The sequence below is a fragment of the Exiguobacterium aestuarii genome (assembly GCF_020171655.1).
In the GTDB taxonomy this organism is placed as follows: Bacteria; Bacillota; Bacilli; order Exiguobacteriales; family Exiguobacteriaceae; genus Exiguobacterium; species Exiguobacterium aestuarii_A.
Genome location: NZ_JAIVAC010000001.1, coordinates 1,164,823 through 1,190,632 on the forward strand (window position 1 = coordinate 1,164,823; position 25,810 = coordinate 1,190,632).

Annotated in this window: 28 protein-coding genes; 5 read left to right on the top strand and 23 right to left on the bottom strand. The window is 46.7% G+C overall.

Annotated features, from left to right (window positions below; genetic code table 11):
- Position 1 precedes the first annotated feature (1 nt).
- Together LCM29_RS06175 and LCM29_RS06180 are read right to left on the bottom strand one after the other, a co-directional pair.
- Entirely contained in the window at positions 2–523 is a 522-nt protein-coding gene (locus LCM29_RS06175; RefSeq protein ID WP_214749289.1) for an NfeD family protein, read from the bottom strand.
- Complete coding sequence (locus LCM29_RS06180; protein ID WP_214749292.1) at positions 523–921, bottom strand: hypothetical protein; 399 nt, start codon at positions 919–921, stop codon at positions 523–525. The genes LCM29_RS06175 and LCM29_RS06180 overlap by 1 nt, the downstream gene beginning before the upstream one ends.
- Positions 922–1,040: 119 nt before the next feature.
- Between LCM29_RS06180 and rnhC the strand changes: the two genes are divergently transcribed.
- From rnhC to LCM29_RS06195, 3 genes are all read left to right on the top strand, one after another.
- Positions 1,041–1,955, top strand: a complete 915-nt coding sequence (gene rnhC / locus LCM29_RS06185; protein WP_224861516.1) for a ribonuclease HIII — start codon at positions 1,041–1,043, stop codon at positions 1,953–1,955.
- A 71-nt stretch (positions 1,956–2,026) separates the two neighbouring features.
- Positions 2,027–2,839: an alpha/beta fold hydrolase gene (locus tag LCM29_RS06190; protein WP_224861518.1), complete on the top strand. Its 813-nt coding sequence runs from the start codon at positions 2,027–2,029 to the stop codon at positions 2,837–2,839.
- A 300-nt stretch (positions 2,840–3,139) separates the two neighbouring features.
- Entirely contained in the window at positions 3,140–4,162 is a 1,023-nt protein-coding gene (locus LCM29_RS06195) for a PTS transporter subunit IIC (RefSeq protein ID WP_224861520.1), read from the top strand.
- A gap of 40 nt (positions 4,163–4,202) precedes the next feature.
- Here LCM29_RS06195 and pheT read toward each other — a convergent pair whose 3' ends face one another.
- The 9 genes from pheT to infC form a co-directional block, all read right to left on the bottom strand.
- Complete coding sequence (gene pheT / locus LCM29_RS06200) at positions 4,203–6,578, bottom strand: phenylalanine--tRNA ligase subunit beta (RefSeq protein ID WP_224861522.1); 2,376 nt, start codon at positions 6,576–6,578, stop codon at positions 4,203–4,205.
- A gap of 12 nt (positions 6,579–6,590) precedes the next feature.
- Positions 6,591–7,613 carry a phenylalanine--tRNA ligase subunit alpha gene (pheS, locus tag LCM29_RS06205; protein WP_224861524.1) on the bottom strand — a complete coding sequence of 341 codons (1,023 nt, stop codon included), beginning with the start codon at positions 7,611–7,613 and terminating at the stop codon, positions 6,591–6,593.
- A 303-nt stretch (positions 7,614–7,916) separates the two neighbouring features.
- Entirely contained in the window at positions 7,917–8,663 is a 747-nt protein-coding gene (locus tag LCM29_RS06210) for a TrmH family RNA methyltransferase (protein ID WP_074033405.1), read from the bottom strand.
- A gap of 1 nt (position 8,664) precedes the next feature.
- Positions 8,665–9,744, bottom strand: coding sequence for a M42 family metallopeptidase (locus LCM29_RS06215; RefSeq protein ID WP_214749307.1), 1,080 nt, complete (start codon positions 9,742–9,744; stop codon positions 8,665–8,667).
- Between the two features lie 19 nt (positions 9,745–9,763).
- Entirely contained in the window at positions 9,764–10,246 is a 483-nt protein-coding gene (locus LCM29_RS06220; protein WP_074033407.1) for a dUTP diphosphatase, read from the bottom strand.
- 24 nt (positions 10,247–10,270) lie between these two features.
- Positions 10,271–10,525, bottom strand: a complete 255-nt coding sequence (locus LCM29_RS06225; RefSeq protein ID WP_214693206.1) for a hypothetical protein — start codon at positions 10,523–10,525, stop codon at positions 10,271–10,273.
- An 86-nt stretch (positions 10,526–10,611) separates the two neighbouring features.
- Positions 10,612–10,971, bottom strand: coding sequence for a 50S ribosomal protein L20 (gene rplT, locus LCM29_RS06230; protein WP_012726696.1), 360 nt, complete (start codon positions 10,969–10,971; stop codon positions 10,612–10,614).
- A gap of 27 nt (positions 10,972–10,998) precedes the next feature.
- Positions 10,999–11,193 carry a 50S ribosomal protein L35 gene (gene rpmI, locus LCM29_RS06235; RefSeq protein ID WP_012726697.1) on the bottom strand — a complete coding sequence of 65 codons (195 nt, stop codon included), beginning with the start codon at positions 11,191–11,193 and terminating at the stop codon, positions 10,999–11,001.
- 30 nt (positions 11,194–11,223) lie between these two features.
- On the bottom strand, positions 11,224–11,754 hold the full coding sequence (infC, locus tag LCM29_RS06240) for a translation initiation factor IF-3 (RefSeq protein ID WP_074033409.1): 531 nt from the start codon (positions 11,752–11,754) through the stop codon (positions 11,224–11,226).
- Positions 11,755–12,095: 341 nt separating this feature from the next.
- Between infC and LCM29_RS06245 the strand changes: the two genes are divergently transcribed.
- Positions 12,096–12,305: a hypothetical protein gene (locus tag LCM29_RS06245; RefSeq protein ID WP_012726699.1), complete on the top strand. Its 210-nt coding sequence runs from the start codon at positions 12,096–12,098 to the stop codon at positions 12,303–12,305.
- 81 nt (positions 12,306–12,386) lie between these two features.
- Here the strand turns inward: LCM29_RS06245 and LCM29_RS06250 are convergent, their stop codons facing one another.
- The 9 genes from LCM29_RS06250 to LCM29_RS06290 form a co-directional block, all read right to left on the bottom strand.
- Positions 12,387–12,800, bottom strand: coding sequence for a DUF2231 domain-containing protein (locus tag LCM29_RS06250; protein WP_224861526.1), 414 nt, complete (start codon positions 12,798–12,800; stop codon positions 12,387–12,389).
- 98 nt (positions 12,801–12,898) lie between these two features.
- Positions 12,899–13,771, bottom strand: coding sequence for a DUF1002 domain-containing protein (locus LCM29_RS06255; RefSeq protein WP_224861528.1), 873 nt, complete (start codon positions 13,769–13,771; stop codon positions 12,899–12,901).
- Positions 13,772–13,875: 104 nt separating this feature from the next.
- Positions 13,876–15,819: a threonine--tRNA ligase gene (gene thrS / locus LCM29_RS06260; RefSeq protein ID WP_214782220.1), complete on the bottom strand. Its 1,944-nt coding sequence runs from the start codon at positions 15,817–15,819 to the stop codon at positions 13,876–13,878.
- 299 nt (positions 15,820–16,118) lie between these two features.
- The gene (dnaI, locus tag LCM29_RS06265) at positions 16,119–17,033 is read right to left on the bottom strand and encodes a primosomal protein DnaI (RefSeq protein ID WP_074033411.1); all 915 of its coding nucleotides are present in this window, start codon (positions 17,031–17,033) and stop codon (positions 16,119–16,121) included.
- A 4-nt stretch (positions 17,034–17,037) separates the two neighbouring features.
- A complete protein-coding gene (locus LCM29_RS06270; protein WP_214693215.1) occupies positions 17,038–18,390 on the bottom strand; it encodes a DnaD domain protein in 1,353 nt (450 codons plus the stop codon).
- Positions 18,391–18,430: 40 nt separating this feature from the next.
- Entirely contained in the window at positions 18,431–18,898 is a 468-nt protein-coding gene (gene nrdR / locus LCM29_RS06275) for a transcriptional regulator NrdR (protein WP_012726705.1), read from the bottom strand.
- Positions 18,899–18,910: 12 nt separating this feature from the next.
- Positions 18,911–19,282, bottom strand: coding sequence for a hypothetical protein (locus LCM29_RS06280; protein ID WP_224861530.1), 372 nt, complete (start codon positions 19,280–19,282; stop codon positions 18,911–18,913).
- Between the two features lie 112 nt (positions 19,283–19,394).
- Positions 19,395–19,781 (bottom strand): adenosylmethionine decarboxylase, encoded by a 387-nt coding sequence (speD, locus tag LCM29_RS06285; protein WP_026825618.1) that lies wholly within the window; start codon positions 19,779–19,781, stop codon positions 19,395–19,397.
- 232 nt (positions 19,782–20,013) lie between these two features.
- Complete coding sequence (locus LCM29_RS06290) at positions 20,014–21,045, bottom strand: glyceraldehyde-3-phosphate dehydrogenase (protein WP_214760153.1); 1,032 nt, start codon at positions 21,043–21,045, stop codon at positions 20,014–20,016.
- Between the two features lie 157 nt (positions 21,046–21,202).
- Between LCM29_RS06290 and LCM29_RS06295 the strand changes: the two genes are divergently transcribed.
- Entirely contained in the window at positions 21,203–21,685 is a 483-nt protein-coding gene (locus tag LCM29_RS06295) for a site-2 protease family protein (protein ID WP_214693224.1), read from the top strand.
- A 13-nt stretch (positions 21,686–21,698) separates the two neighbouring features.
- Here LCM29_RS06295 and coaE read toward each other — a convergent pair whose 3' ends face one another.
- The 3 genes from coaE to polA are packed head-to-tail and all read right to left on the bottom strand — an operon-like array spanning position 21,699 to position 25,763.
- Positions 21,699–22,307, bottom strand: a complete 609-nt coding sequence (coaE, locus tag LCM29_RS06300; protein ID WP_224861532.1) for a dephospho-CoA kinase — start codon at positions 22,305–22,307, stop codon at positions 21,699–21,701.
- A 12-nt stretch (positions 22,308–22,319) separates the two neighbouring features.
- Positions 22,320–23,147 (bottom strand): DNA-formamidopyrimidine glycosylase, encoded by an 828-nt coding sequence (mutM, locus tag LCM29_RS06305; protein WP_214746472.1) that lies wholly within the window; start codon positions 23,145–23,147, stop codon positions 22,320–22,322.
- Between the two features lie 21 nt (positions 23,148–23,168).
- The gene (polA, locus tag LCM29_RS06310; RefSeq protein ID WP_214820370.1) at positions 23,169–25,763 is read right to left on the bottom strand and encodes a DNA polymerase I; all 2,595 of its coding nucleotides are present in this window, start codon (positions 25,761–25,763) and stop codon (positions 23,169–23,171) included.
- Positions 25,764–25,810: the final 47 nt, after the last annotated feature.

Consider the following 25,810-nt stretch of genomic DNA (forward strand, 5'->3'; position numbering starts at 1 on the left):
GTTATTTCTCCTCTCGAATCGTAGGTTCGTCATATGTCATGACGATGGCGATATTACTTTTCACTTCAATAATAATGACGCGATGGTCCGTGGAAATCGATGTCCCATCTAAACTTTGAGCTGTCTTCAAAAGGGACCCGGTCACTGTCTCAATCATAACTTCACCGTATCCGCCTTCTGGGATTGGTACTGTCAACCGTCCGATTTGTCCTACCAACGCTTCATCTGTCAATCCGATTGACTCTTCAGCATTGGATAATGGTAACAACACGAACAAATAGAGAAGTGTTGTCAGAGCGAGCGACCCGACCAATGCGACAGCAAGTCCAATCACCGGTGACACGTGCGCCAATGCGTTTAAAATGAGTCCGATTCCAGCACCGAGTGCTAAAAACGATAAAATAACTGCAGGGTTAAACCAGCCTTCAAACATGTCAAAAGCATCAGAGAACATCATATAGATGAAGGTTCCAAAACCAGCGATGATCAACACCCACCAGTACAGTTGATCGATTGCCTCCATTACCACCCCTCCTGTCGACGTTGCTGTTCCATAAATAACATACGTCGAAGTTGCTCGACTTCAAGGGCGAGCTGATCCTCAATCTTATCCCATTCGGATAGGGACGACGTGGATAGATCGTTCGCTTCCCGAACTCGACCAATCGATTGTTCAATGCGCCGTCGATTATATACATCGACGAGTTCTTGACGTTCGAGTCGCATCCGGTTTAAAAAATATTCAACTTCTTTTTGAACCTGAACCACTTGATCCGTCACGTCCTCAGAAGAATCTTGCATCAGCAGCCGACGCACTCTCACTTGATGAGCCACTAATTTGGCAATTCTCGCTTCGAGTTCGAGAATGTGCTTGTACAATTCCTCTACCTCATCTTGATTCGTGTCATCGCGCCACCACACGTCCATCTCACCTCACTTTACTCTAATCACTTTCATATACGATAAAACCTCATCATCGGTTTCAAAAAATCATAAAAAAATGTAAAATGAATTTGCCAGACAGAAAGGAAGTGCTCATTTTGGGCAACCAAGTCATCAAGCTATCAACTGCTGATCAAGAAAAACTAAAAACCATGTATCACAAGTATGCAGTCACCCCGCCTCCTTACGCGACTTTCAGTGCAAAAACCCCTGGATTTGTCGTCACGATTTATCAATCGGGTAAAGTGATGTTCCAAGGTAAAGATGCAGATTCCGAGGCAGTGAAATGGGGAACCCCTGCCAAGAAAAAACAAGCGTCTCCACCGAAGACGACATTACCTGAAGGCTTTTCGAATTGGTCTGTCATCGGGAGCGATGAAGTCGGAAAAGGGGATTATTTCGGACCACTCGTCGTCGTGTCTGCTTTTGTATCACGCGACCAAATCGCACTCGTCAAAGAGCTCGGTGTCAAAGACTCAAAACAGCTATCTGATCCTGAAATCATCCGAATCGCTAGAGATTTACACGCAACCATTCCATATCAAAAGGCGACACTACACAACCCGACGTATAATAAGATGCAACGCACGATGACACAAGGCAAAATGACCGCCATCGCACATAACGCTGCACTTCATGCCTTGCTTGAAAAACTGGAACAGAAACCTGACGCCATCCTGATCGATCAGTTTGCCGAAAAGTCGGTCTACTATCAACATCTACGGGCAGAGCGCGATGTCGTCCGTGATGACGTCTACTTTTCAACAAAAGCGGAAGGACTACATGTCGCAGTCGCCGCCGCTTCCATCTTAGCCCGTGCCTTTTTCTTAAAAGAGATGGACAAACTAAGTAAACAAGCAGGATTGACCCTTCCGAAAGGGGCAGGGGCAAAAGTCGACCAAGTGGCCGCTCAGATCATCCGACGTCATGGACAGGAATATTTACAAAAGATTGCTAAAGTCCATTTTGCCAACACAAAAAAAGCAATAAACTTAAACGAACGTCGTCTGTAGAGGTTCGATTTCAAATATGATATACTCATTTTATGGTTAAATGAACTTAAAATTTTTGGAGGATAGCGTTCATGTTGCATTATAAAACCTATACAATCAGCGATGACCATCCTTGGGTCGTCTTCATTCACGGAGCCGGTGGAAGTTTGTCGCATTGGTATCGTCAACTTCGCCCATTCCGTAAGAAATATAATGTGTTGCTCGTCGATTTACGTGGACACGGCGGTTCATACGATGCCGAACAATCGCTCAAACAACCGTTGAACGCCTATACGTTCGATGTCGTCGCAAAAGACGTCATCGAGGTCATGGATCACTTAGACATCGAAAAAGGTCATATGGTCGGACTTTCTTTAGGTACGATTGTGATTCAGGCGATGTTTGAACATTATCCGGACCGGATTGCGTCGGTCGTCCTTGGAGGCGCCATCGTCAAATTCAACGTTCGTTCGACACTGCTCATTCGACTCGGTAGCCTCGTTCAAAATTTCGTACCCTATATGTGGTTATACAAATTGTTCGCTTGGATTTTACTGCCGAAAAAACGGCATAAAAAATCACGGATGATGTTTGTTCGTGACGCTGCGAATTTGTGTCAACGCGAATTTATTCGCTGGTTTAAGATGACTGAGAACATCAATCCATTATTAAATCAAATCACTTCGATTCAAACGAACGTCCCGATTTTATATATCATGGGCGATGAAGATTATATGTTCCTCGAAGCTGTGGAACGGACCGCAAAACACCAACCGACTGCCAATGTCGAAATCGTTGCAGACTCTGGTCACGTCGTGAATGTGGACCAACCCGAGCAATTCAATTCGTTGTCGATGAAATTCATCGATGATCAAATTCAAGCACGCTCTCTACAAATGAGCTGATTCAGGATGCCACCATACATCCTGAATTTTTTCAGTTTATTTTCAGAAAATATTGATTATTACAAAAATAGGTGGTATTCTTTAGCAAATCCAACAAAGAGGAGATGCTTGAGATGTTCAAACCCGTACATATGAACAGCCTGCTGATTATTATTCGACTGAGGGACTGAAATCGTTTTGTTTTTGAAAAACGACTTTTCAGGCCCTTGTTCCCGTGGTAATCGGACAGGCGCCTGCACATGTAACTCGCGCCTATCCTAATTGGATAGGTTTTTTTATTGGCACATAGACAAAGAGGAGATGATGGAAGTGAAGCAGTATATGATGGATCGAATGGTAAAAATTTCAGCAGGGATGGCAAACGCCGTACTCGTCACGCTCGGTGTTGGTCTATTGATTGAGACGATCGGTAATTTGACCGGGATCGCGATGCTCGTTCAAATCGGGCAAGTTGCGAAATCTTTGTTGGCACCAGCACTAGGAGCCGGTGTTGCCTTTCAACTCGGTGGGAACACGCTCATCTTGTTTAGCGCCATGATTGCCGCAACGATTGGCGGTGCTGCTTTAAAAGCGACCGAAAGTGGGCTCGTCCTCGTTCCAGGTCAACCGATTAGTGCATTGATTGCAGCTGCAGCAGCAGTATGGCTCGGTAAACGCGTTCTCGGAAAAACAAAGTTCGACATGATGGTCGTACCCGTAACAGCCGTTCTCGGAGGTGGAATCGTCGGTGTTGCCGCAGCGGCAGTCACGACTCCTCTCATCAACTCCATTAGCCAAGGAATCACAGCGTCCGTTGAAACGTCACCAATCGCGACATCTCTCGTCATCGCCCTTGTCTTCAGTGTCATGCTCATGTCACCTGCTTCATCGGCCGCACTCGCCATCGCTCTTCAATTAGACCCTGTCGCCAGTGCTGCCGCATTGATTGGTTGTTCTGCTCAGTTTGTCGGATTTACATTGATGGCGTATCGTCAAACGGATCCAGGTGGCTTAGTCGCTTCCTTCTTTGTCACGCCGAAAGTTCAGTTCCCGAACATCATCAAAAATCCGCGAATCGTCGTTCCACCATTCATTGCAGCGATGATCTCAGCACCGATTGCCACGTTAATGTTCTCATTACAAGTGCCGTATGAAATCGCCGGTCTCGGACTCAACTCTCTCATTGCCCCGCTTCAAATTTTAGCGGTACAAGGAATGAACGCGTTTCTCATCTTCACGATGACGGGTGTTGTTCTTCCTGCACTCATTACCTGGGCACTTTATCGTGTCACGAGCCTCGTCGGTTGGACGAAGTTCGGTGACCTTGCCCTTGAAATCCAATGAAATAAGGAGCGCTGTCCAAATCGGACAACGCTCCTTATTTTTACGCTCGTACTTCAGCGCCGTGTGCTGCACGGACTGCTTCGACGATTGTTTCATATGCTGCGGTTACTTCTTCATCTTGTAACGTTCGTGACGGGTCTTGGAACTTGAGTGAGAAGGCAATCGACTTCTCTTCTGGTCCAACATTCTCCCCTGTATATACGTCAAACAAGACGAGATCGATCAAGAGTGGACCTGCCGCTTCACGGATTGTTTGCTCCACTGTTCCAGCCGGAATCGAACGTGGCAAAACGAGTGCCAAATCTCGTGAAATCGATGGATAACGTGGCACGTCTTGATAAAGAATTGTCTCTTCCCCACTAAGTGCCAATAGGTCGAGTTCAAACACATACACTTCTTTCATCCCATAGACTTCTTTTGACGTTCCTGGATGCACTTGTCCAACATAACCGATGACGTCACCGTTCATCAAAATGTTCGCCGTGCGACCTGGATGCATATCTGGCATCGATACCGCTTCATACGTGACATCAAGACGAAGTGTTTGAACCAACGTGTCGACAATCCCTTTCGCGACAAAGTAGTCGACCGGAATCCGAGTGCCTTGTGAACGATGATCCATCCAAAGACCTGTGACAACTCCCGCCACTCGTTCTTTTTCACGTGGTAACGTATCACCTTGCTCTGTATAGACACGCCCTGTTTCGTAGAGTGCGACGTTTGATTGTTGACGCGCCGTGTTATAACGTGCCGCCTCTAACAACCCAGGGATGAGTGATGTACGAAGTACAGAACGCTCTTCACTCATCGGCATCGCTAGACGGACGAGTTGATCGGCTTGACCACCAAAACGTGTCGCATGTGCCTCACTCGTTAATGAATAGGTGATCGCTTGTGATAATCCGACACCTTGTAACATGCGGCGTGTCTTTCTGCGCAACACGTTGATTGCTGGTAAATAGCCTTTCGACTGAGATGCAGGTAACGTCGACGGGAGGCTGTCATATCCGTATAGACGCGCAACTTCTTCCGTGATGTCAGCTGGCAGCTCTAAGTCCGGACGACGAGAAGGGATATGGACACTCAATACATCATCGCCTTCTGTAGCTAGACCGAGACGTTCTAGAATACGTTCAATCGTTTGACGATCGAGTGTCATCCCTAAACGTTTATTAATGTAATCGACCGAGACTTCGATTTGACGAGCGCGTGACGCTTTTTCACCAGAAACAGTCGCTTCCCGAATCTCGCCTCCACCGAGCTCCACAATCAATTGAGCGGCACGGTCGAGCGCAAGCATGACACGTTCCGGGTCCACACCTTTTTCAAAACGAGCGCTTGAGTCAGAACGAAGACCGAGCGTACGGCTCGTCTTACGAACTGAAGCCGGATCAAAGTATGCTGACTCCAAGACGATATCTGTCGTAGAGGCGTCCACTTCAGTGTTCGCACCACCCATGACACCTGCGATTGCGACCGGTGTCTGACCATCTGTGATGACCATCATTGAAGCGTCGAGCCTACGTGTCACATCATCCAGTGTAACCATCTCTTCTCCATTCTCAGCCTGGCGGACCACAATCGATTGACCGAGTTTTTTCGCATCGAATGCGTGGAGCGGTTGACCAATCTCAAGCATCACGTAGTTCGTCACATCAACAATGTTATTGATTGGGCGAACGCCCTCTGCAATCAAGATGTTTTTAAGCCATTGTGGAGATTCTGCGATTGTGACTCCTCGTACTTCACGCGCCGCATAGTACGGGCAGTTCGCTGTAGCGAGTTCAATCGACACTTCAGACGCAGAAGAGGACGTGACATCTGCTTCTGGTAACGTGTGCGGACGTTCTAGAATGGCCGCCACTTCATGAATGATTCCATAAAGGCTCAAACAGTCCGAACGGTTCGGCGTCAGGCCAAGCTCGATGACCTCATCATTTAAGTCGAGTAAGTCGAGTACGTCCGCTCCAACTTGGACATCTTCACGGAATGTGTGAATTCCGTCTTGCTCATCTTCTCGAATTTGCTTCTTCTCGAATCCGAGTTCCTCGAGCGAACAGATCATTCCTTGAGATTCGACACCGCGAAGTTTCGCCTTTTTAATTTTTAATCCCGGTAAACGTGCGCCAACTTTCGCCACGATGACGTGTTGACCTTCGCGTACGTTCGGTGCGCCACAGACGATTTGAACGGGATCACATTCGCCGATGTCTACTTTTGTCACGTTCAATTTATCCGCCTCTGGATGCTTCTCACATGAAAGCACACGACCGACGACAATCCCGGAAAGTCCTTCTGCACGGTTTGTGACACTTTCCACTTCAATCCCGTTTTTTGTGATCAAGTCGCCAAGTGTTTCTCCGCTCAAATCTGACACATCAATATATTGATTCAACCATTTTTTTGATAGTAACATCTGTCTTCCTCCTTAGAATTGCTCGATGAAGCGTAAGTCGTTTGTGTAGAAGTGGCGGATGTCATCGACACCGTGTTTGAGCATCGCCATACGCTCAACACCGATTCCGAATGCGAATCCTGACACTTTTGACGAGTCATAGCCTGCCATCTCTAACACATGTGGATGTACCATCCCGCCTCCGAGAATTTCAATCCAGCCGGTTCCCTTACAGACGTTACAACCTTTTCCTCCACACTTGAAGCATGAAATATCAACTTCAACGGATGGCTCAGTGAATGGGAAGAAGCTTGGGCGAAGACGAATTTCACGTGCCTCACCGAATAATTGCTTCACGAACACTTCAAGCGTCCCTTTTAAGTCTGCCATCGAAATCGACTCATCGACGACTAACCCTTCGATTTGCATGAATTGATGCGAGTGCGTCGCGTCATCTTCATCACGACGATATACTTTTCCTGGGCAAATGATGCGAATCGGTTTCCCGTTCGCCTCTAGCATCGTCCGTGCTTGTACCGGTGACGTATGTGTACGGAGCAACGTTTCCTCGGTAATATAGAACGAGTCTTGCATATCACGTGCTGGATGGTCTTTTGGCAAGTTGAGCATCTCAAAGTTGTACAAGTCCGTTTCGACTTCAGGACCTTCTGCAATCGTGTAACCAAGTCCGACGAATAAATCTTCCATCTCGTCGATGATCTGTTGTAACAGATGACTGTGCCCTGGAGCCGATGTACGTCCCGGGAGCGTCACGTCAAGCGTTTCGGCTTTTAACTTTTCTTCCAGTTCGATTGCCTTCACTTCTTCGATTCGAGCGTCGAGCGTCGTTTGAATCGACGTACGGACCGTATTCGCCAATTCACCAATGACTGGACGTTCCTCTGCGGATAACTTACCCATTCCACGAAGTACCTCGGTCATCGGACCTTTTTTTCCTAAATATTTGATGCGGACGTCATTTAATGATTTTTGTGTGGATGCCTGTTTGATTTCTTCAAGTGCTTCCATTTGTAACTGTTCTAATTGCTCTTTCATATGTTCACTTCCTCCTCTACATAAAAAAAGTCCCTTCAGTCGTTGACTGAAGGGACGAATCATCGCGGTACCACCCTACTTGGCCAATAGTTGGCCCACTTGAGAGCATCGTTATCGAGATGCCAAACCGGTGTTGTCTCCAACACGACTCCAGAGTGAATTCAGCGACGATTCCGGCTTAGGCTCTCAGTCACGGCCCATGCTCCCTGAACGGAATCGGTCATTCGCTTACTATGTTCTTTCAACGTCATATCATATTCATCGATGTGTTTAACCTATCACGTTTTTCACGTGCTGACAAGATTATTGTAAAGCGATCCGATACATTAAAATACCAGCAGCGACCGCCGCATTGAGCGATTCTGCCTCACCGAGTACTGGAATATGGACACGTGTGTCGCACAGTGCCAACACATCGGCATGTACACCTTGTGCTTCATTTCCGATGACCAAAGCTACTTTGTCTTCAAATGCCACCTGCTCATACGATGTCGCTTTCGAAAGGGCTGTTCCATACACATGGAAACCATCTTCTTTCAGTTCAGGTAGTTTTTCAAGCAAGTCAACCGAAGTCACGTTCACGTGAAACAGGGAACCTTGAGTCGCACGAACGACTTTGGCATTGAACGGATCGACCGTCCCTTTCCCGAGGAGCACCGTATCAAATCCGGCTGCATCTGCCGTCCGAATCATCGTACCTAGGTTACCTGGGTCCTGTACCCGGTCTAACACGAGAACTTTCTTCATCTTACGCTCTACCGGTGTCATCTTCACGACAGCAAACACACCTTGTGTCTTTTCTGTCTCAGATAACAGGTCAGCGACATGATCAGATAACTCGAGCACCGGCATGTCCTCGATGCGCCACGTCTTTTTCGGTACGTACGACTCTGCCATGATGAGTTGTACGAGACGACCTGCTCGGATTGCCTCATCCACCAAATGCTCTCCCTCTACAAGGAATTGCCCGGTTTCTTGGCGTCCTTTTTTCGTCATCAATCGTTTTAATCGTTTAATCGTCTCGCTCTTCGTAGACGTTATCTTCGTCATATTATCCCTCTTTCAACCATTGGACCGTCTCGTGGTCTAAGCGTTTCGTTAATGCGACAACGAGTTCAATCGCTGCTTCGTAGTCGTCTTTATGGATGATTGACACGTTCGTGTGTAAATAACGAACAGGTACTGTCAACGCGATCGCCGGCATTCCAATCCCAGACAAATGGAATCGTCCTGCGTCTGTTCCGCCACCTGGTGTCAAATCAAGCTGATATTTGATGTCGTTTTCTTTTGCTACCTCAACAATGAGGTCGACGAGACGTGGATTCGTCACAGTCGTTGCATCAAAGAAGATGACTTGAACGCCATCACCAAGTTTTGACAACCCTTCTGCCGGTGTCATTCCTGGCGTATCACTTGGAATTCCTGTATCGACAGCAATCGCCACATCCGGTTGGACCAAGTTAGCCGCTGTAACCGCTCCACGCAATCCAACTTCTTCTTGTACCGTCGCACCTGTATAGATGACACCTGGGAATGCTTCTTCTTTCAGGCGTTTTGCTGCTTCAATGGCAATGGCACAACCGATTCGGTTATCCCAAGCTTTCGCCATCAAGAAGTTCTCATTTTTCATGACCGTGAATTCACAATGCGGGACGACCGTATCACCCGGACGAATTCCCCATTCGGCGACTTCGTCTTTTGATGTCGCTCCGATATCTAAGAACATGTCTTTAATTTCAACTGGTTTTTTACGTGCTTCAAGGGGAAGGACATGTGGTGGTTTCGCACCAATCACTCCCGGGATTTTTTCACCAGAACGCGTCACCACATCCATCCGTTGTGCCAATAGGACTTGGTTCCACCATCCACCAAGCGCTTGGAAACGTAGGAAACCACCTTCTTCCACACGCGTGACCATAAAGCCGACCTCATCCATGTGACCTGCAATCATGACACGAGGACCTTCTGCGTTCCCAGTCACTCGACCAAATAAACTTCCGAGACCGTCTTGTTCAAATGATTCGACATGTGGTTCAAGGTATTCACGCATTAACTGACGGACTTCCCCTTCATTTCCCGGGACGCCAGTTGCGTCTGTCAGACGTTTTAACATATGTAACGATTCATTCATACCAATCCGCTCCTTTTCCTTAATAGCCTAATTGTTGTCGCTCATGGTTCACTTCATTTTTGTTCATATACGCCATGAAAATGAGTTGTTCATTGAACCCAAGCGTATAGCCAAGTTCAAGATACGCTGCCATCAGCGTCTCGTACATCGCTTCTGTTTTCGAAAGACCAAAGTTCGTCACTTTTCGATAAATATCTAAAAAAGCATCAGTCGCATCAAGATATGAGCTCCCCGCAGGAAACGCGTCTCGTTCATATCCAAGTGCAAGGCCGAGTGACAGTAAGAAATGAATGCCGTCTACATATTCTTCTAAGATCACATCTTGAGGCGACGGTCCTTTCTTCGACCAAAACTTAAAGCTACGTGTTTCGTTAGCCAGTTCACCGAGTTCGACAAGCAGCGCCAGTAACCGTTCATCGAATTGATTGCCGGATAATCCATGTTGTGCTTTGATCCGCTCGTCTAATTCGCGCTGCCGATCAAACAATGTTGTCCAGTTCACCGGATGTTCCTCCTCTATCTCCACTTATAGCAGTACTAAAATCATTAAAGACCAGCCTACCGCTAAAATCAATACTTGTAATTGGAGCAGTTTTGGGGCATGAACGGTCTTTTTACGTGTCAAATGGAGACCGAACAAGGCACCGATGGCTCCTCCCGCATAGGCGTATAGCACATTGAAATCACCTTGGCCATGCGTATAACGTTTTGCCTGGATATAGGTGTATACGTTCAAGACGATCAGCGCAAGGGCAACGATGGCGACAACTGATTGATTCATACGTTCTCCTCCTTCTCTTAATTCTAAGAAATTCTGAAGAAAAAAGAAAGCGCCGAGAGAGTGTCTCGGCGCTGTCGATTGAACGATTACGCGTTCAATTTTGATTTAGCTGTTTCAGCGAGTGACGCGAATGCCTGTGCATCTGTCACAGCAAGCTCAGCAAGCATCTTACGGTTGATGTCGATTCCTGCAAGCTTGAGGCCGTGCATCATACGGCTGTATGAGAGACCGTTTGTACGTGCTGCCGCATTGATACGTGTGATCCAAAGACGACGGAAATCACGTTTCTTCTGACGACGGTCACGGTAAGCGTACATGAGTGACTTCATGACCTGTTGTTTTGCTACTTTAAATAGAATGTGTTTCGAACCAAAGTATCCTTTGGCAAGTTTAATTTGCTTTTTACGACGTTGACGAGTCGTATAACCGCCTTTTACGCGTGGCATATGGATTCCCTCCTAATTGTTTCTGTATTACTTCGCGATCATGTTGCGAATGCGTTTGAAGTCTCCAGCTGATACGATAGCGCCTTTACGGAGCTTACGTTTCGCTTTAGTCGATTTGTTTGCGAACAAGTGACTTGTGTAAGCGTGTGAACGCTTGAGTTTACCTGATGCTGTACGTTTGAAACGTTTTGAAGCACCACGGTGCGATTTCATTTTCGGCATGAGTATTTCCTCCCCACTGAGAATCGATGATTAATCTTCTTTGTTCGGAGCCAGCACTAAGAACATGCTGCGTCCTTCCATCTTCGGCTTTTGTTCAACTGTTGCCAAATCGGCACATTCCGCTGCCATTTTGTCCAAAACACGTTTCCCGATTTCCGAGTGTGTGATGGCACGTCCGCGGAAACGAATCGAAGCCTTCACTTTGTTTCCTTTTTCAAGGAACTTGCGTGCGTTACGCAATTTTGTTTGGAAATCGTTGTCCTCGATTGTTGGACTGAGACGTACTTCTTTCATTTGGATGACTTTTTGGTTTTTACGCGCTTCTTTCTCCTTTTTCTGGAGTTCGAAACGGTACTTCCCATAATCCATAATTTTAGCGACCGGTGGATTCGCTTTGTCCGCGACTAAGACTAAGTCTAGTTCTGCTTCTTCAGCTAAACGTAACGCATCGTTACGCGATTTCACACCGAGTTGTGCGCCGTCTGCGCCAATGAGACGTACTTCACGGGCACGAATGTTTTCGTTGATAAAGAGCTCTTTGCTAATGGTTAGCACCTCCATCGTGCGATTGCACGAGATTTAGATTGACAAGACAACATGGCAATAAAAAAAGCGTCGGCAGTTTCCCACCCACACATCAGTTGAGGTCATAAAACGGCAGACGATGCCGATTGAACCAAGAACTTGATGGACCTGCCTGATGACTCTCAGACGAGGTGAAAAGCGGGTGCTTCTGCTTTGTTGTTTTTAATCACTATGTCATCTTAGCACTAGCAGGAAAAGATGTCAAGATATCGCGCATGAATAATTGGTAGCTCACACTTTTATGATGATACCAGTCATTCTCTCGTTTCGCAATACCTTTTCAAAGGGAATAATGAATTATCAAAGGAGGGATTTACATGAACTGGCGAAAAGACGTCTCGCGTGAACATGACTATCACGACCAGGTTCAGCAGATCGTCAGTAAAACGATGCAGGCGCATGGCTTAGAAGATGAAAAGTTACAGGCAGTATTAACGGACTTATTAGAAGAGATGAATCGTATCACATTAAAGATTGTCGATGATCACGAGTCAGCTCAAAACTATATTCATAAACGATGGTATTGAAGTGTAAAAAAACCTGTCCTGCTTATGTACCATATAAAAACGTCCAGTTCCAAATCTATGGAATTGGACGTTTATTCATGTTTACTGTGCGTAAATCATCTGTCCACCGAGATGCCCGGCGTATGCAAGAAGTCCCGCTCCCACGAGTGCAATCACAAAACTAAGCGTGATCCATAGCTTCCCTTTCGCACGATATCCAATGGCAAGCAAGACAACAGTGATGCCAAACGCGATCAAGCTGTACAAGGCAAAATGTTCATGGTTTTCAATCATCGCCTCTGTGACCGAAGGAAGGTTTGCTTCCGCATACTCCTCGGCACTGTCACCCGATAGAAATGCCACTCCGCCCGATATTAATCCAGCAACGAGCGTGACGAGTGCAAACAGTCGAAAACTTGTCCATTTGAAGCTAATCAAAATCAAAAGCGTCCCAAACAGTAGAAGACCAATCGGAGCGTGCACGAGCAATGGATGTAGCGGAACACCACCGAGCATAACGATTCCTCCCTAAGATTAAAATAATGGATGAAAGTTATTTACCCCGTTAGACGATTTTTTTACCCAGTTTTCCTTCTTTTCACAATGACACACATTTAATTCGTGAGCGACTTGAAGAAGTTGCTAATTGCTTCAAATAGTCTCGCAAAGAATCCTTGGACTTCCTCTTGTTCAAGAAAAGCCTGTACGTCCTGACCTGCATCTTTTAATCCGTTACTAATCGCAGACCAATCCAGATTCGCTTGTTGCATGTTTTCAAATAATGTCGTCAATTGGTCGAGTTGTCCTTCAGACAGCTGGACGTTATTTTGATTCAACACTTGAATGACGATGTCGCGAATCTCAATATTCGTCTCAGGCATTTGATTCGCGATTTCCGCTTTGATTTCGTTCATGAGACCGGCAACATCCTCTTGACCAACCGTCTTTCCGATTTCAGACGTCACTGCCAACTCTTCCTGTGCAAGTTCTTTTCGTTCATCCGACAGTTCAATCCCGGTTTCGGCCGCCGTTTGATCATACGCCTTCATGATCCCTGTCAAAGCAGACGTACCCGTCACGTTGATTGGCGACGTGATATAAATGTCCGCATCCGTCACACCTGCCGTGACTAATGCGTTCGCATACATATCTTTCGTGACCCACGTCACATTTTCAGTTTGAATATCAAGACCTGTCCCGTCCGTCAATTTGATTCGTGCGGACGAATACATACCTCCCCCACGTTGCGCCTGTGGGACAGAATCTCCTAAATATTTTTCTTCATCCGCTGCCGTCGTGATAATCGGTTCGATTCCTTCTGGCGCGTCCATCCGTTCAAGTACCCATTTTTGTTGTTCTGAAGAGAGCGATTCCCCGAGCGTCACAATCGTGTCATTGACGATTGCCTCCGCCCCGACTTTCGGAAGTGCTCCTGTAAATGCGACTGCTCCAATAGTAAGTGCCAATACTGGCTTCATATAATTCATGAATCATCACTCCTTATTGTTTACGATACGTGCAGACAACAAAATACACATCCGTCTTTAGACCGAAAAAAGCCACCTTTCTAGATGGAAAGGTGGCTCCTTGCTTAGCGTGAACGGTTCGCGATCTCTTCTGTGAGTGATGCGATGAATTCGTCAAGTGATGCTGATACTTGTTCTTGTTGACCGTAACGGCGAATGTTGACCGCACGCTCATCACGTTCCTTGTCCCCAAGTACGAGCGTCATTGGAATCTTCTTCATTTGCGCTTCACGAATCTTATAGCCGAGTTTCTCGTCACGAAGGTCCGTTTCGACGCGAACCCCACGCTTGACGAGTTCCGCTTTGACTTCAGCGACATACTCATCATGGACATGTGATACCGGAATCAATTTCACTTGTACCGGTGCGAGCCATGTTGGGAATGCGCCTTTGTATTCTTCGATCAAATACGCAACAAATCGTTCCATCGTCGAAACGACACCACGGTGCAAGACGATTGGACGATGGTCTTTCCCGTCTGGTCCTGTGTACGTCAAATCGAAACGTTCTGGGAGTAAGAAGTCAAGTTGAACAGTCGAGAGCGTCTCTTCTTTCCCGAGCGCCGTGCGTACTTGCACGTCGAGTTTCGGTCCGTAGAATGCCGCTTCCCCTTCTGCCTCGAAGTATGGAAGCTCGAGCTCGTCCATTGTTTCTTTCAACTGGCTCTGTGCCATCTCCCAAATCGCATCGTTGTCGAAGTACTTCTCTTTATCGGCAGGATCGCGATACGAGAGACGGAAACGATAATCTTTAATGCCAAAGTCAGCATACACCTCTTGAATCAAGTGAACGATGTCTTTGAACTCTTGTTTCATTTGTTCAGGTGTCACGAACGTATGCCCGTCGTTCAAGACCATGTAGCGGACACGTTGAAGTCCTGTGAGCGCGCCGGACATCTCGTAGCGGTGCATCCCACCTAGCTCAGCGATCCGGAGTGGAAGCTCACGGTATGAGCGTGGCTCATGTTTGTAGATTGTCATATGGTGCGGACAGTTCATCGGACGAAGGACGAGTTCCTCATTGTCCATCTCCATTTTCGGGAACATGTCATCTTGATAGTGGTCCCAGTGTCCAGATGTCTTATACAAGTCGACCGACCCAAGCACCGGTGTATAGACGTGTTGGTATCCGAGTTCGAGCTCTTTATCGACGATGTATCGTTCGACCGTACGACGAATCGATGCACCTTTAGGCAGCCACATCGGAAGTCCTTGACCGACTTCTTGTGAGACGAAGAAGAGATCGAGTTCTTTTCCGAGTTTACGATGATCGCGTTCTTTCGCTTCTTCAAGAAGTCGCAAGTGCTCGGCGAGTTGTTCTTTCGTCGCCCAAGCCGTCCCGTAAATACGCTGTAACATCTTGTTGTCAGAGTCGCCACGCCAGTATGCTCCAGCCACGCTCATCAATTTAAAGATTTTCAACTTCGAAGTCGATGGGACATGTGGTCCTCGGCAAAGGTCGAAGAATTCACCTTGATGATAGATTGTAAGTGTCTGATCGGCAGGAATGTCTTCAATCAACTCGATTTTGAGTGGGTCTCCCAACTCTTTATAACGAGCGAGCGCTTCGTCACGTGAAACGACTTCACGAGTGATTTCTAAGTTTTCATCGACGATACGTTTCATCATTTTCTCAATCTCAGGAAGGTCTTCCTCATTGATTCGGCGGTCCATTTCGATGTCGTAATAGAATCCGTTCTCGATTGTTGGTCCAATCCCGAGATAGATGTTATTTTCTTCTCCATATAGACGCTTGATTGCCTGTGCCATCAAGTGCGCTGACGAGTGACGCATCAGATCGAGACCGTCCTCTGAATCTGGCATGACGAGCTCGATTTTGCCGTCCTGTTCAATCGGACGACGGTAGTCGATAAGTTCTCCGTCTAGTTTTGCTGCGATTGCTTTTTTGCGAAGTCCCGGGCTGATTGAGCCTGCGACGTCTTCTGCTGTGACGCCGGCATCAAATTCTTTTACCGCGCCATCTGGAAATGTTAATTGAATCATGTACATCTGTCCCCTCTCAAAAAATGAATATAAAAAAAGCCCATCCCTCAAAAAGGGACGAGCTTTGATTCTCGTGGTACCACCCTCGTTCCCAAGCAAAGTGCTTGGCTCGAACACACGATAACGAGTGTGAATCGCCGCACGATTAACCCGTACGGTGCTCTGAGGGAGTAAATGCATCGTCGTCGTTAGGAAGCTTCCACCGCCCTTCCCTCGCTAAAACTCGTCTCGATGATTCATATCCTCTTCTATGCATCACTTATATGGTTATTAGTATAGTCAACTCATCCGAGAAAAACAATCCTTTACCGACGGCGATTTTCACCCTTCAGTTCGATTTGGGTCGTCGTCGTTGAAATTCGCTGCATGAGACGCTGTGCTTTCATTTTATTTTGCGCGGACCCATCGATTGAAAAGTGAGTCTCAAGCTCTTCTCCGCTAAAGTTCGAACTATATAACGTCGGCAATCGATGCATCATCCGATATTGGAGAATGATGCCGAACAGTTCGTCGCGCACCCACGGGCTGATCGCCTCGGCGCCAATGTCATCAATCAACAAGACAGGCACGTGTTGAAACGATGTCAAAAATGAATCAAACGATTCCGTACGGATTTTGCGCTTTGCCTCTGATACGAATCCAGGGGCATGAACCAAAATCGTCTCGATATCCGCCACTTTTAATTCATTGGCAATGGCGGCGAGTAGATACGTTTTCCCGACACCGAAACTTCCGTGTAAATAGAGTCCGTTCACTTTTTGTTTGGACTTCATCCCCGTCACGAAACGCATCGCTTCTCGAAGTGCGATCTTACGCGCATCATCCGCCCAATCAAATGACTCAAAGCTCGCCTCACGGACTTCTTCGGGTAAAAACAGGCTCTTAAACTTTCGGTCCATCTCTTTTTGGCGTCTAGCTTGTCGATGAGCGACCGTCTCTTCATAGCGAATGGCAATCTGCCCGAGATCGACATAGAGCACCGGTTGATGACCAGGGATGACGGCCTGTTCTTCGATGAACGTCTTTCCATCCATCTGCTCGGCATACTCACTCAGCTTCGTGAATCCAATTTCAATCGCTTTCTCTTCTAACTCAGGATGAGCGTTCAAAAAGGCGATTACTCCCGGATGATTGAGCGTTCGTCTGCGAATCGACTCATACGCTTCGCGGACTTCTTTTCGATTCATCAACTGCGATAACGACTGGTTGATTCGTTCCATCCCCTCACCCCTTCTCTTTCAATTCATTTAATAGTTTTACAAGTTCCGCATCATCTGGAACGGAAGATTCCAATTCTTTCTTCCTCGCTTGATCATACGATCGCTGTTGTTTCGCTTCATCTTCGAGCCATTTCGGCATCTCGCCTTGTTGGGGTTTCCGACGTGAACCGACAGTTGTCCGCTGTACATTTTCACGTTTTTGTTGCTTCTTCTCAATGAGCGCATCTTGTGACGCTTCTTGCTCTAACGCCTCTTTCGCGTTCGTATAGCCAGCCGTCTTCCAACTCGTCGCGATGCGAAGGACATAGTTCTCGTTCAGACGAGTCTGTTTCTTCACTTCAATACAATAATAGAAGAGTGCGTTGATCACGCCCGGTGCGAGACCGAGTGTATCGACGAGTTCGATGACCAACTGTTCGTCACTTTTCGACAGCTGAGGCGTCTTCCGAAGTGTCGATACGTACTGATGGGGGTGGGCTGCTTCCATTACCGCTGGATCATGTAAATCTCCTAGTTTGGTCTCTTCGAGCTCCACCGTCTTCTCTTTTCGATGCCGAGTCTGCTTTTTCTTCAACTGAAGTACCATCTGACGACATCCGTCTCGCTTCTCCTGCTCACTGAGCGGAAGATAGGCTTCGTGAACGAAATATTCTTTCAACATCTCCGCCATCGTCTCTTCGTCGAGTTGAGACACATAGGCCAATTTTGTGATGGTTTCGTCTAATTTTTTTGTGAAAAACCCGACCGGGAAATTGGTCAGTTTCTTCACAATGTCCATATCGAACGAATAGTTGATTTCAATCTTCGCACGGTCTGGTTTTTCGTAGTTCTTTTGTGTAAACGCTCGATGGTTGACGCCTTTCACATCAAATACTTCGTTAAAATCTTTCGTCACCTCGACGATTCCCGCTGGTAAAGGGTCGATCGTGAAACGCCCCTGAAGTTGTTTAAATCGCACCTCCCCTACTTTATAGAAGAGAAAGCTCGATAACAGCCCATCGTTTAAAAACGTATGCGGTGCGAGCGGCACACGCAACTGATAGACGTATTGCGTCAATCGGGCATCTTTCGTTTTGTACGTCCGTACCAATCCGATGGCTTCGAGGCGAAATAGATTATCCGTCAATTCATTGATGGAGTACTCTAACATCTCACACAAGGCACTATGTGACATATAGTTCGATTTCATCTTGCCTGGTTTCAATTCACTCCAGAGCGTCTGGTAAAGTGCGAGTGCTTTGACGCCGATGACAGGTTGATATAAATGATAGAGGGACTGATACGATTCGCGGTCAACAAGACCTGTACTCATAATGAGCAGTTCGTCCGTCCCAAAGATTGTACGTTCTTTCTCCATAGCTCTCTCCCCTGAAAAAGGGCGACCAGCAGGCCGCCCTTTAGTTGGTCGAATTTTCTTGCTTCATTAAATCTTCAAGTTCTTTAAAGAACACAGTGATATCTTTGAATTGGCGATAAACCGATGCAAATCGGACATATGCGACTTCATCGACACGCGCGAGTTCATTCATTACCAACTCACCAACCTGCTCACTCGGAATTTCCGACTGCGCGAGGGCGCGAAGTTGTTGTTCGACTTTTGTCACGACTCCTTCAAGCTGTTCAAGTGTGACTGGTCGCTTTTCACACGCACGAATGATTCCACGGAGCACTTTTTCGCGACTGAATTCTTCACGGTTTCCATCTTTCTTCACAATGATGAGGGGTGTCTGTTCCACCGTCTCAAACGTTGTGAACCGATACCCACATTTTTCACATTCACGACGACGTCGAATCGAATAATGGTCTTGCACCGGTCGGGAATCGAGCACTCTCGTTCCATTGTGATCACATTTCGGACAACGCATGCTCAAGCCTCCTTATCGTTCGACAGATTTATTTCCGATAGCACGAAGCGGGAATTGTTGTGTGAGCGCCTCGTAATAGTGAGTAACGATTTGTGCGAGGTCTGTCCCGAGTCGCTGTTCGCGGTTCAATGTAAAATCGACTGCTGTACGACCTCCGTCTACTTGCACGATCGTAATGAGTCCGTCCCATCCGTCACCAATGAACGAGAGTTCGCCACGGTTTGAGTCGATTCGACGGACCGTCTGAGCATTTGACTGAATCTCGCTTTCTAACCATTGTAAGATTGCGTTCGGAGATGCCGCATAGTAGCGTGTCCGAAGCGATTCATTTTTATGTGTATCTTTCGTTTCAATATGTGTTTGTAACTTATCTAACAGTCCCATAATCCACCTCAACGCCTGAGTTATATACGTTAAGCATATCAAAATTAAGGCAACAACAAAACAATTAAAAGGGCTGACCGTTAAACGGCCAGCCTCAAAAGGTTCTTCAGAATTATTTAGTTAGTGCAACTTGTGCTTCTGGAACACGAATTGGTCCCATTCCACGTTCAAGTTTCACATCTTCACGTACTTTCGCATCCAATCCTTCGGCGATGTATTGCGATGCCGTAGCTGGATCGATTCGATCTCCACATGTGAACACGTCAACCGACGCGTAGCCATGCTCTGGGAAACTGTGAATCGTTAAGTGCGATTCTGAAATGATGACGACTCCACTCACACCGTGTGGCGCGAATTTGTGGAAAGCGACTTCGCGGACTTCAGCGCCCGAACGAAGAGCAGCATCGACGAACAAACGCTCGATGTAGTCGATATCATTTAATTTGTCGGGATTGCACTCCCAAAGTTCTGTAATAATGTGACGTCCCATAGTATCCATATTAGTGGATCCCCCTTTACATCAATGGTCTCAAAGTAGTTGATGATCACTCACTTTGTGCCTGAATCGCCCACAACCACGGGGGCAAGTTAGTCCTAAGAGGTCCTAACCCTTTAAGTTGCGTTTGTCAGACCAATTGAAGTTCACGAAATTGAGTGTAACGTGTTTGGGACGTCGTTACAAGACATTTGTTTAAAAAATTCAAAAATATTTTTTAGACCGTAATATTTTTTTAGGCGTGTGTTTCTTGTTGCCCAATTTGAAGGTAACTCGCCACCATATCTAACAAGTCGACGACACGGCACGAATAGCCCCATTCATTGTCATACCATGCGAGAACTTTTACATGATTCCCGCCGAGTACCATCGTCGAATCCATATCGATAATTGACGAACGGTCGTCTCCATTGAAGTCAATCGATACGAGCGGTTCATGAGAGACACCTAACACGCCCGTCATCTCTCCAAACGCCGCCCGCTCAAACGCTTCATTCACTTCATCGACGGTGACGTCACGGTGAAGCTCGACGACTAAATCGACGAGTGATACGTTCGGTGTCGGGACACGGAGTGCCATTCCGTTTAATTTCCCTTGTAGCTCTGGCATGACAAGTCCAATCGCCTTAGCCGCTCCTGTCGAAGTCGGGATGATCGAACTGCCACAAGCACGTGCCCGGCGTAAGTCCTTATGCGGGTTATCAATATTATTTTGGTCGTTTGTGTACGCATGAACGGTCGTCACTAAACCTGTCTCGATGCCAAATGTCGAATGCAATACCTTTACAACCGGTCCAAGACAGTTTGTCGTACACGATGCATTTGAAATGATATGGTCTTCTTCCGGGCGATAGTCTCGATCGTTGACCCCCATCACAATCGTACGTAAATCTCCTTTACCTGGCGCAGTTAAAATTACTTTTTTTGCGCCTGCATCCAAATGAAGTTTCGCCCCAATATCCGAGTTGAACTTCCCTGTCGCCTCAACCACGATGTCGATGCCAAGGTCAGCCCATGGTAAACGTGATGGATCACGTTCTGAAATGAGTTCGATTCGCTTCCCATCGACTTCAAGCGCATCCCCTTGCGCTCGAACTGTCAATCCGAATGGACCGTGAATGGAATCATGTTTGATGAGATGTGCGAGCGTTTCCGCTGGATAACTCGCATTGATTGCCACAACTTCATGACGTCCCTCAAGCATCAATTTCCGGAATACCATTCTCCCGATTCGACCGAATCCGTTAATCGCAACTTTTGTCCCCATGCTAAATCCCCCTTTTTCTACATTACGGTTTCATTATAACGGATAGCTGTAAGCGTTTTCACTATGAATCGTCACATTTTTTTCGTTTTTCTTTGTTTATTTTTTGAAAATGAGGGGAATTTCTTGTCGTGAAGCACAACAGAAAGGAGGCGTCACCATGTTTGATTGGGGAGATATCGATAAGTTCTTCATTTCGTTTTTCATCATCTTACCGATCGTGACGTTGATTCATGAGTTCGGACACTTCTTTTTCGCAAAGTTGTTTGGGGGCTCGCTCGACATGCAAATCGGCACAGGAAAAAAACTATTTAAAGTAGGACGTCTTCAAGTGAACCGCGTCTATTTTTATGATGCGTGGTGCCAGTTTACAGATTTAAAATGGAGCAACAAGGTCACCCGCACGCTTGTATATGGCGGTGGAGCCATTTTCAATCTAGCGAGCATCTTGATTGTCAATGCGTTTATTTTAAGACGAGATATTGAACCGACGCTGTATACGTATCAGTTCGCTTATTTCTCGTTTTACTATATTTTCTTTTCACTGTACCCGATCTATTATTCGAACGGTCATCCAAGTGATGGACGTGCCATTTATGATACTTGGAAGAAAGGGTCGCCCGAATCCGACCCGTTAAACTAAAAAAGAAGGCGAATTATGATTCGCCTTCTTTTTCTATCGTTTTAAATTGTTCGACCAAACGGTCAATTTGTGGTGGTAAGTCACCGAGTGAACCGTTGTTATTGACGAGAAAATCGGCCTGATGTTTTTTCTCTTCGATTGGGATTTGAGAATGAATGCGAGCGAGCGCCTCTTCTTTCGTCAATCCATTCCGCTCCATGAGGCGCATCAATTGAATCTCTTCGCGACAATAGACGACGACAGAATAATCGACTAGGTCGAGCATTGTCCCTTCAAATAAAAGAGGAATATCAAAAATGACGACAGACTCCCCGGATGCTTCATAAGCACGCATCTGTTCCTTCATCTCTTCACGAATCGCTGGATGCATCAGTTGATTGAGGTGTTGTCGTTTCGTCTCATCATGAAAAATTTCACGCCCTAGCGCGGGACGGTTTAAGACATCGCCGTCAAAACATTTTGGAAATGCCGCTTTTACGCCCTCAATCGCCTTTCCTCCAGGTTCGACGACCGTCCTCGCAATCAAATCGGCATCGATGATCGGAATCCCCTTTTTCCGAAAAAGTCGAGACACCGTGGACTTCCCGGTTGCAATCCCACCCGTCAATCCAATTTTCAACATAACGCCCACTCCTTAACGTTGTTGACAGTGTGGACAATAATGCGTACCACGACCGCCTAGTTTCATCTTTTCAATTTCTTGTCCGCAACGACGACATGGTTCACCGGCTTGTCCGTATACATAAAGTCGTTCTTGGAACGTTCCCGTTGCTCCGTCTGGATTCGTATAACTGCGAATTGTACTGCCTCCACGTTCAATGGCCTCATTTAGCACGGCTACCGCTTCAATGCGTACACGCTCCACTTCTTCGTGCGTCAAACTAGCAGCTGGTCGTGTCGGATGCACACCAGCACGAAACAATGTTTCATCTACATAAATATTCCCTAATCCAACGAAGATGGACTGATCGAGAAGCGCCGTCTTGATAGCGCGTGTCTTCATCCGCTCTAGACGCTTATGCAATGCATCAGTTGTCACACGCTCGTCAAACGGTTCATATGCGAGCAGTGACAGTGGTGGTGTCGTATGAACCGCCTCATTCGTCCGCAACTCCATCGTTCCAAACTTCCGCACATCATTATAATGTAGGGTCGATTGGTCCGTGAAGTTGATGACGACATGCGTATGTTTAGCCGGTGCTGTGATTGTCTCATATGGGAAGAACTTCCCTTCCATCCGAAGATGGGAGACGAGATATCCATTCGTTAATTTAAATAAAATAAATTTCCCTCGACGTTCCACATCTGTAATGGTCTCTCCGACCAAATGATGGACCCATTCTTCTGGCTCGAGTCCCCGAATGATTTTAGGGTCAAGCACATCGACAGACTGAATCGTCTTTCCGGAAACGGCAGGTCGTAATCTGCGACAAACCGTTTCGACTTCTGGTAATTCTGGCATACTGATTTCCTTTCTATCTTCTTATTTCGTATCGAACCACGTCGTTCCAACGGCTCCATCCGCACGTAACGGAACATCGAGTGTCACCGTATGTTCCATCGCTTCCGTCACCAATTTTTCTAATGCTTCCATCTCTTCAGCCGGACCTTCAAAAATCAATTCATCATGTACTTGTAACAATAACTTGGATTGAAGTTGCGACGATTGAAGCGCGTGGTCGACGTCAATCATCGCTTTTTTGATGATGTCGGCTGCCGTTCCTTGAATCGGTGTGTTGATGGCCGTACGTTCAGCGAATCCACGCAAGTTGAAATTACGAGAGTGAATGTCCGGGATATTACGACGTCGTTTTAACATCGTCTCGACGAACCCATGTTCACGAGCCCGTTCAATCGCAGCATCCATGAACGTCTTCACTCCCGGGAATTGTTCAAAGTACGTATCGATAAACGTTTGTGCTTCTTTTCGTGTGATACCTAGGTTTTGCGAGAGCCCATAATCACTGATTCCATATATGATTCCGAAGTTGACGGCTTTCGCCTGACGACGCATGAGTGAAGTGACTTCCTCATTTGCGACTTTGAACACGTTCGCCGCCGTCGACGTGTGGATATCCTCATCATGCAAAAAGGCCGCCATCATTTTCTCATCTTGTGACATATGCGCCATGATTCGAAGTTCGATCTGTGAGTAATCGACCGCATAGAGTACCCAGCCCGGCTCACTTGCGGTGAACGCCTTACGAATTCGACGTCCTTCCTCTAATCGGATCGGAATGTTTTGTAAGTTCGGGTTGACTGACGAGAGTCGTCCCGTTTGCGTTAACGTCTGCGTGTAACGGGTGTGAATCTTGCCATCTTCCTTCACAACTTTCTGCAATCCTTCTACATAGGTCGACTGTAGTTTCCCGAGTTCACGATAATGCATGATTTTCTCGATGATCGGATGAAGCGGCGCCAACTTCTCAAGGACATCCGCCGCAGTCGAGTAACCCGTCTTTGTCTTTTTCACAGGGGGAAGCGCTAGTTTCTCAAATAGGACGACCCCTAGCTGTTTCGGCGAGTTGATGTTGAACGGTTCGCCGGCCAATTCATGAATCGTTACTTCAAGCGCAGACAGGCGCTCACGAAGATCTGTCTCCATGTGTTGAAGTGTTTCCACGTTTACATGAATGCCTGCCCATTCCATCTCGGCTAACACCGAGACGAGCGGTTTTTCAAGCGCCTCATATAATTCCGTCTGTTCGTTGTCTTTCAACTCTGAAGCGACACGTTCGAACAACGTCAAAATCGCATGTGCTTTCTCCGCAAGATGGGAATGGAATACTTCCTCATCAGGGACTTTTATTTTTGCGCCTTTCCCATAAACTGCTTCATCTTCTTCAAGAGGGTATGTGAAATGAGAAGCAATCGAGCTGAGTGACGTTCCACCAGATAAATTCAACAAATATCCAGAAACGAGTAAGTCTTCGTAACCACGAAGGAATAACTGATGACGTTTCAACTGAATGATTGTTTGTTTAGCATCGAGACAAATCGTCGTCTTCGATTCGTCTTCAATCCATTCCTTGACTCGTGCATCTTGTAACAGTGTCACGTCACCGACGGTCACGCCACGGTCTGATGCGATTGCAACCCCAACGATGTCTTCTTCGAAATAGTCATCGTGTAGTTGCTCAAGAAACAGGACCGCTCGAGACAAATCTTGTTCAGAAAGGTCGATTGTCGGTCTGACTTCTTTTTCGACCGTTTCTTCTGTGGAGCTATCCGCTAATTTACCGATCAACGACTTGAATTGAAGTTCCATGAACAAAGGTTTTACGACAGAAGCGTCATAAGGTTTAAAAACGAGATCATCAACGGTCACATCAAGTGGCACGTCCGTATAAATCGTCGCCAACTGTTTTGACATCTTCGCCTCTCGCTCGTTCGCTTCCACTTTTTCTTTCTGTTTCCCCTTTAGTTCATCCGTATGTTCATAAAGGGACTCGACGGTTCCGTATGTTGAAATCAACTTGAGCGCCGTCTTTTCCCCGACACCCGGAATACCTGGAATGTTATCCGATTTATCCCCCATCAACCCTTTTAAGTCAATCATCTGAATCGGTTGTAGTCCCTCATAACGTTCCTGGAACGCCGTTTGGTTCATTGTCTCGACATCTGTGATGCCTCGTTTCGTCAAGTAGACGGTCACGCGATCATCGATCAGTTGCAGTAAATCTTTATCTCCCGTCACAATCGTCACTTGATCGTATGATGTATCCTTTGAGAGCGTGCCGATGATATCGTCCGCCTCATATTGATCAAGTTCTAAGACAGCAATACCAAACGCGCGACAGACGTCTCGTACGAGCGGGAACTGTTCGCGTAATTCCCCAGGAGTCTTCTGACGCCCCCCTTTATAGTCAGCAAACGTATCGTGACGGAACGTCTTCTTCGACGCATCGAACGCAACGGCAAAGTGCGTCGGTTGCTCATCTTCCATCAATTTCAACAACATCATCGTAAAGCCGTACACCGCGTTCGTATTTCGACCTGACGCGTCCGACATCGGAGGCAGTGCGAAAAACGCACGATATGTTAAGGAGTTCCCATCTAGGACTAGTAGTTTATTCATTCAATCGACCTCCATTCTTCTCTTCATTCATCATACCATACGGGTAC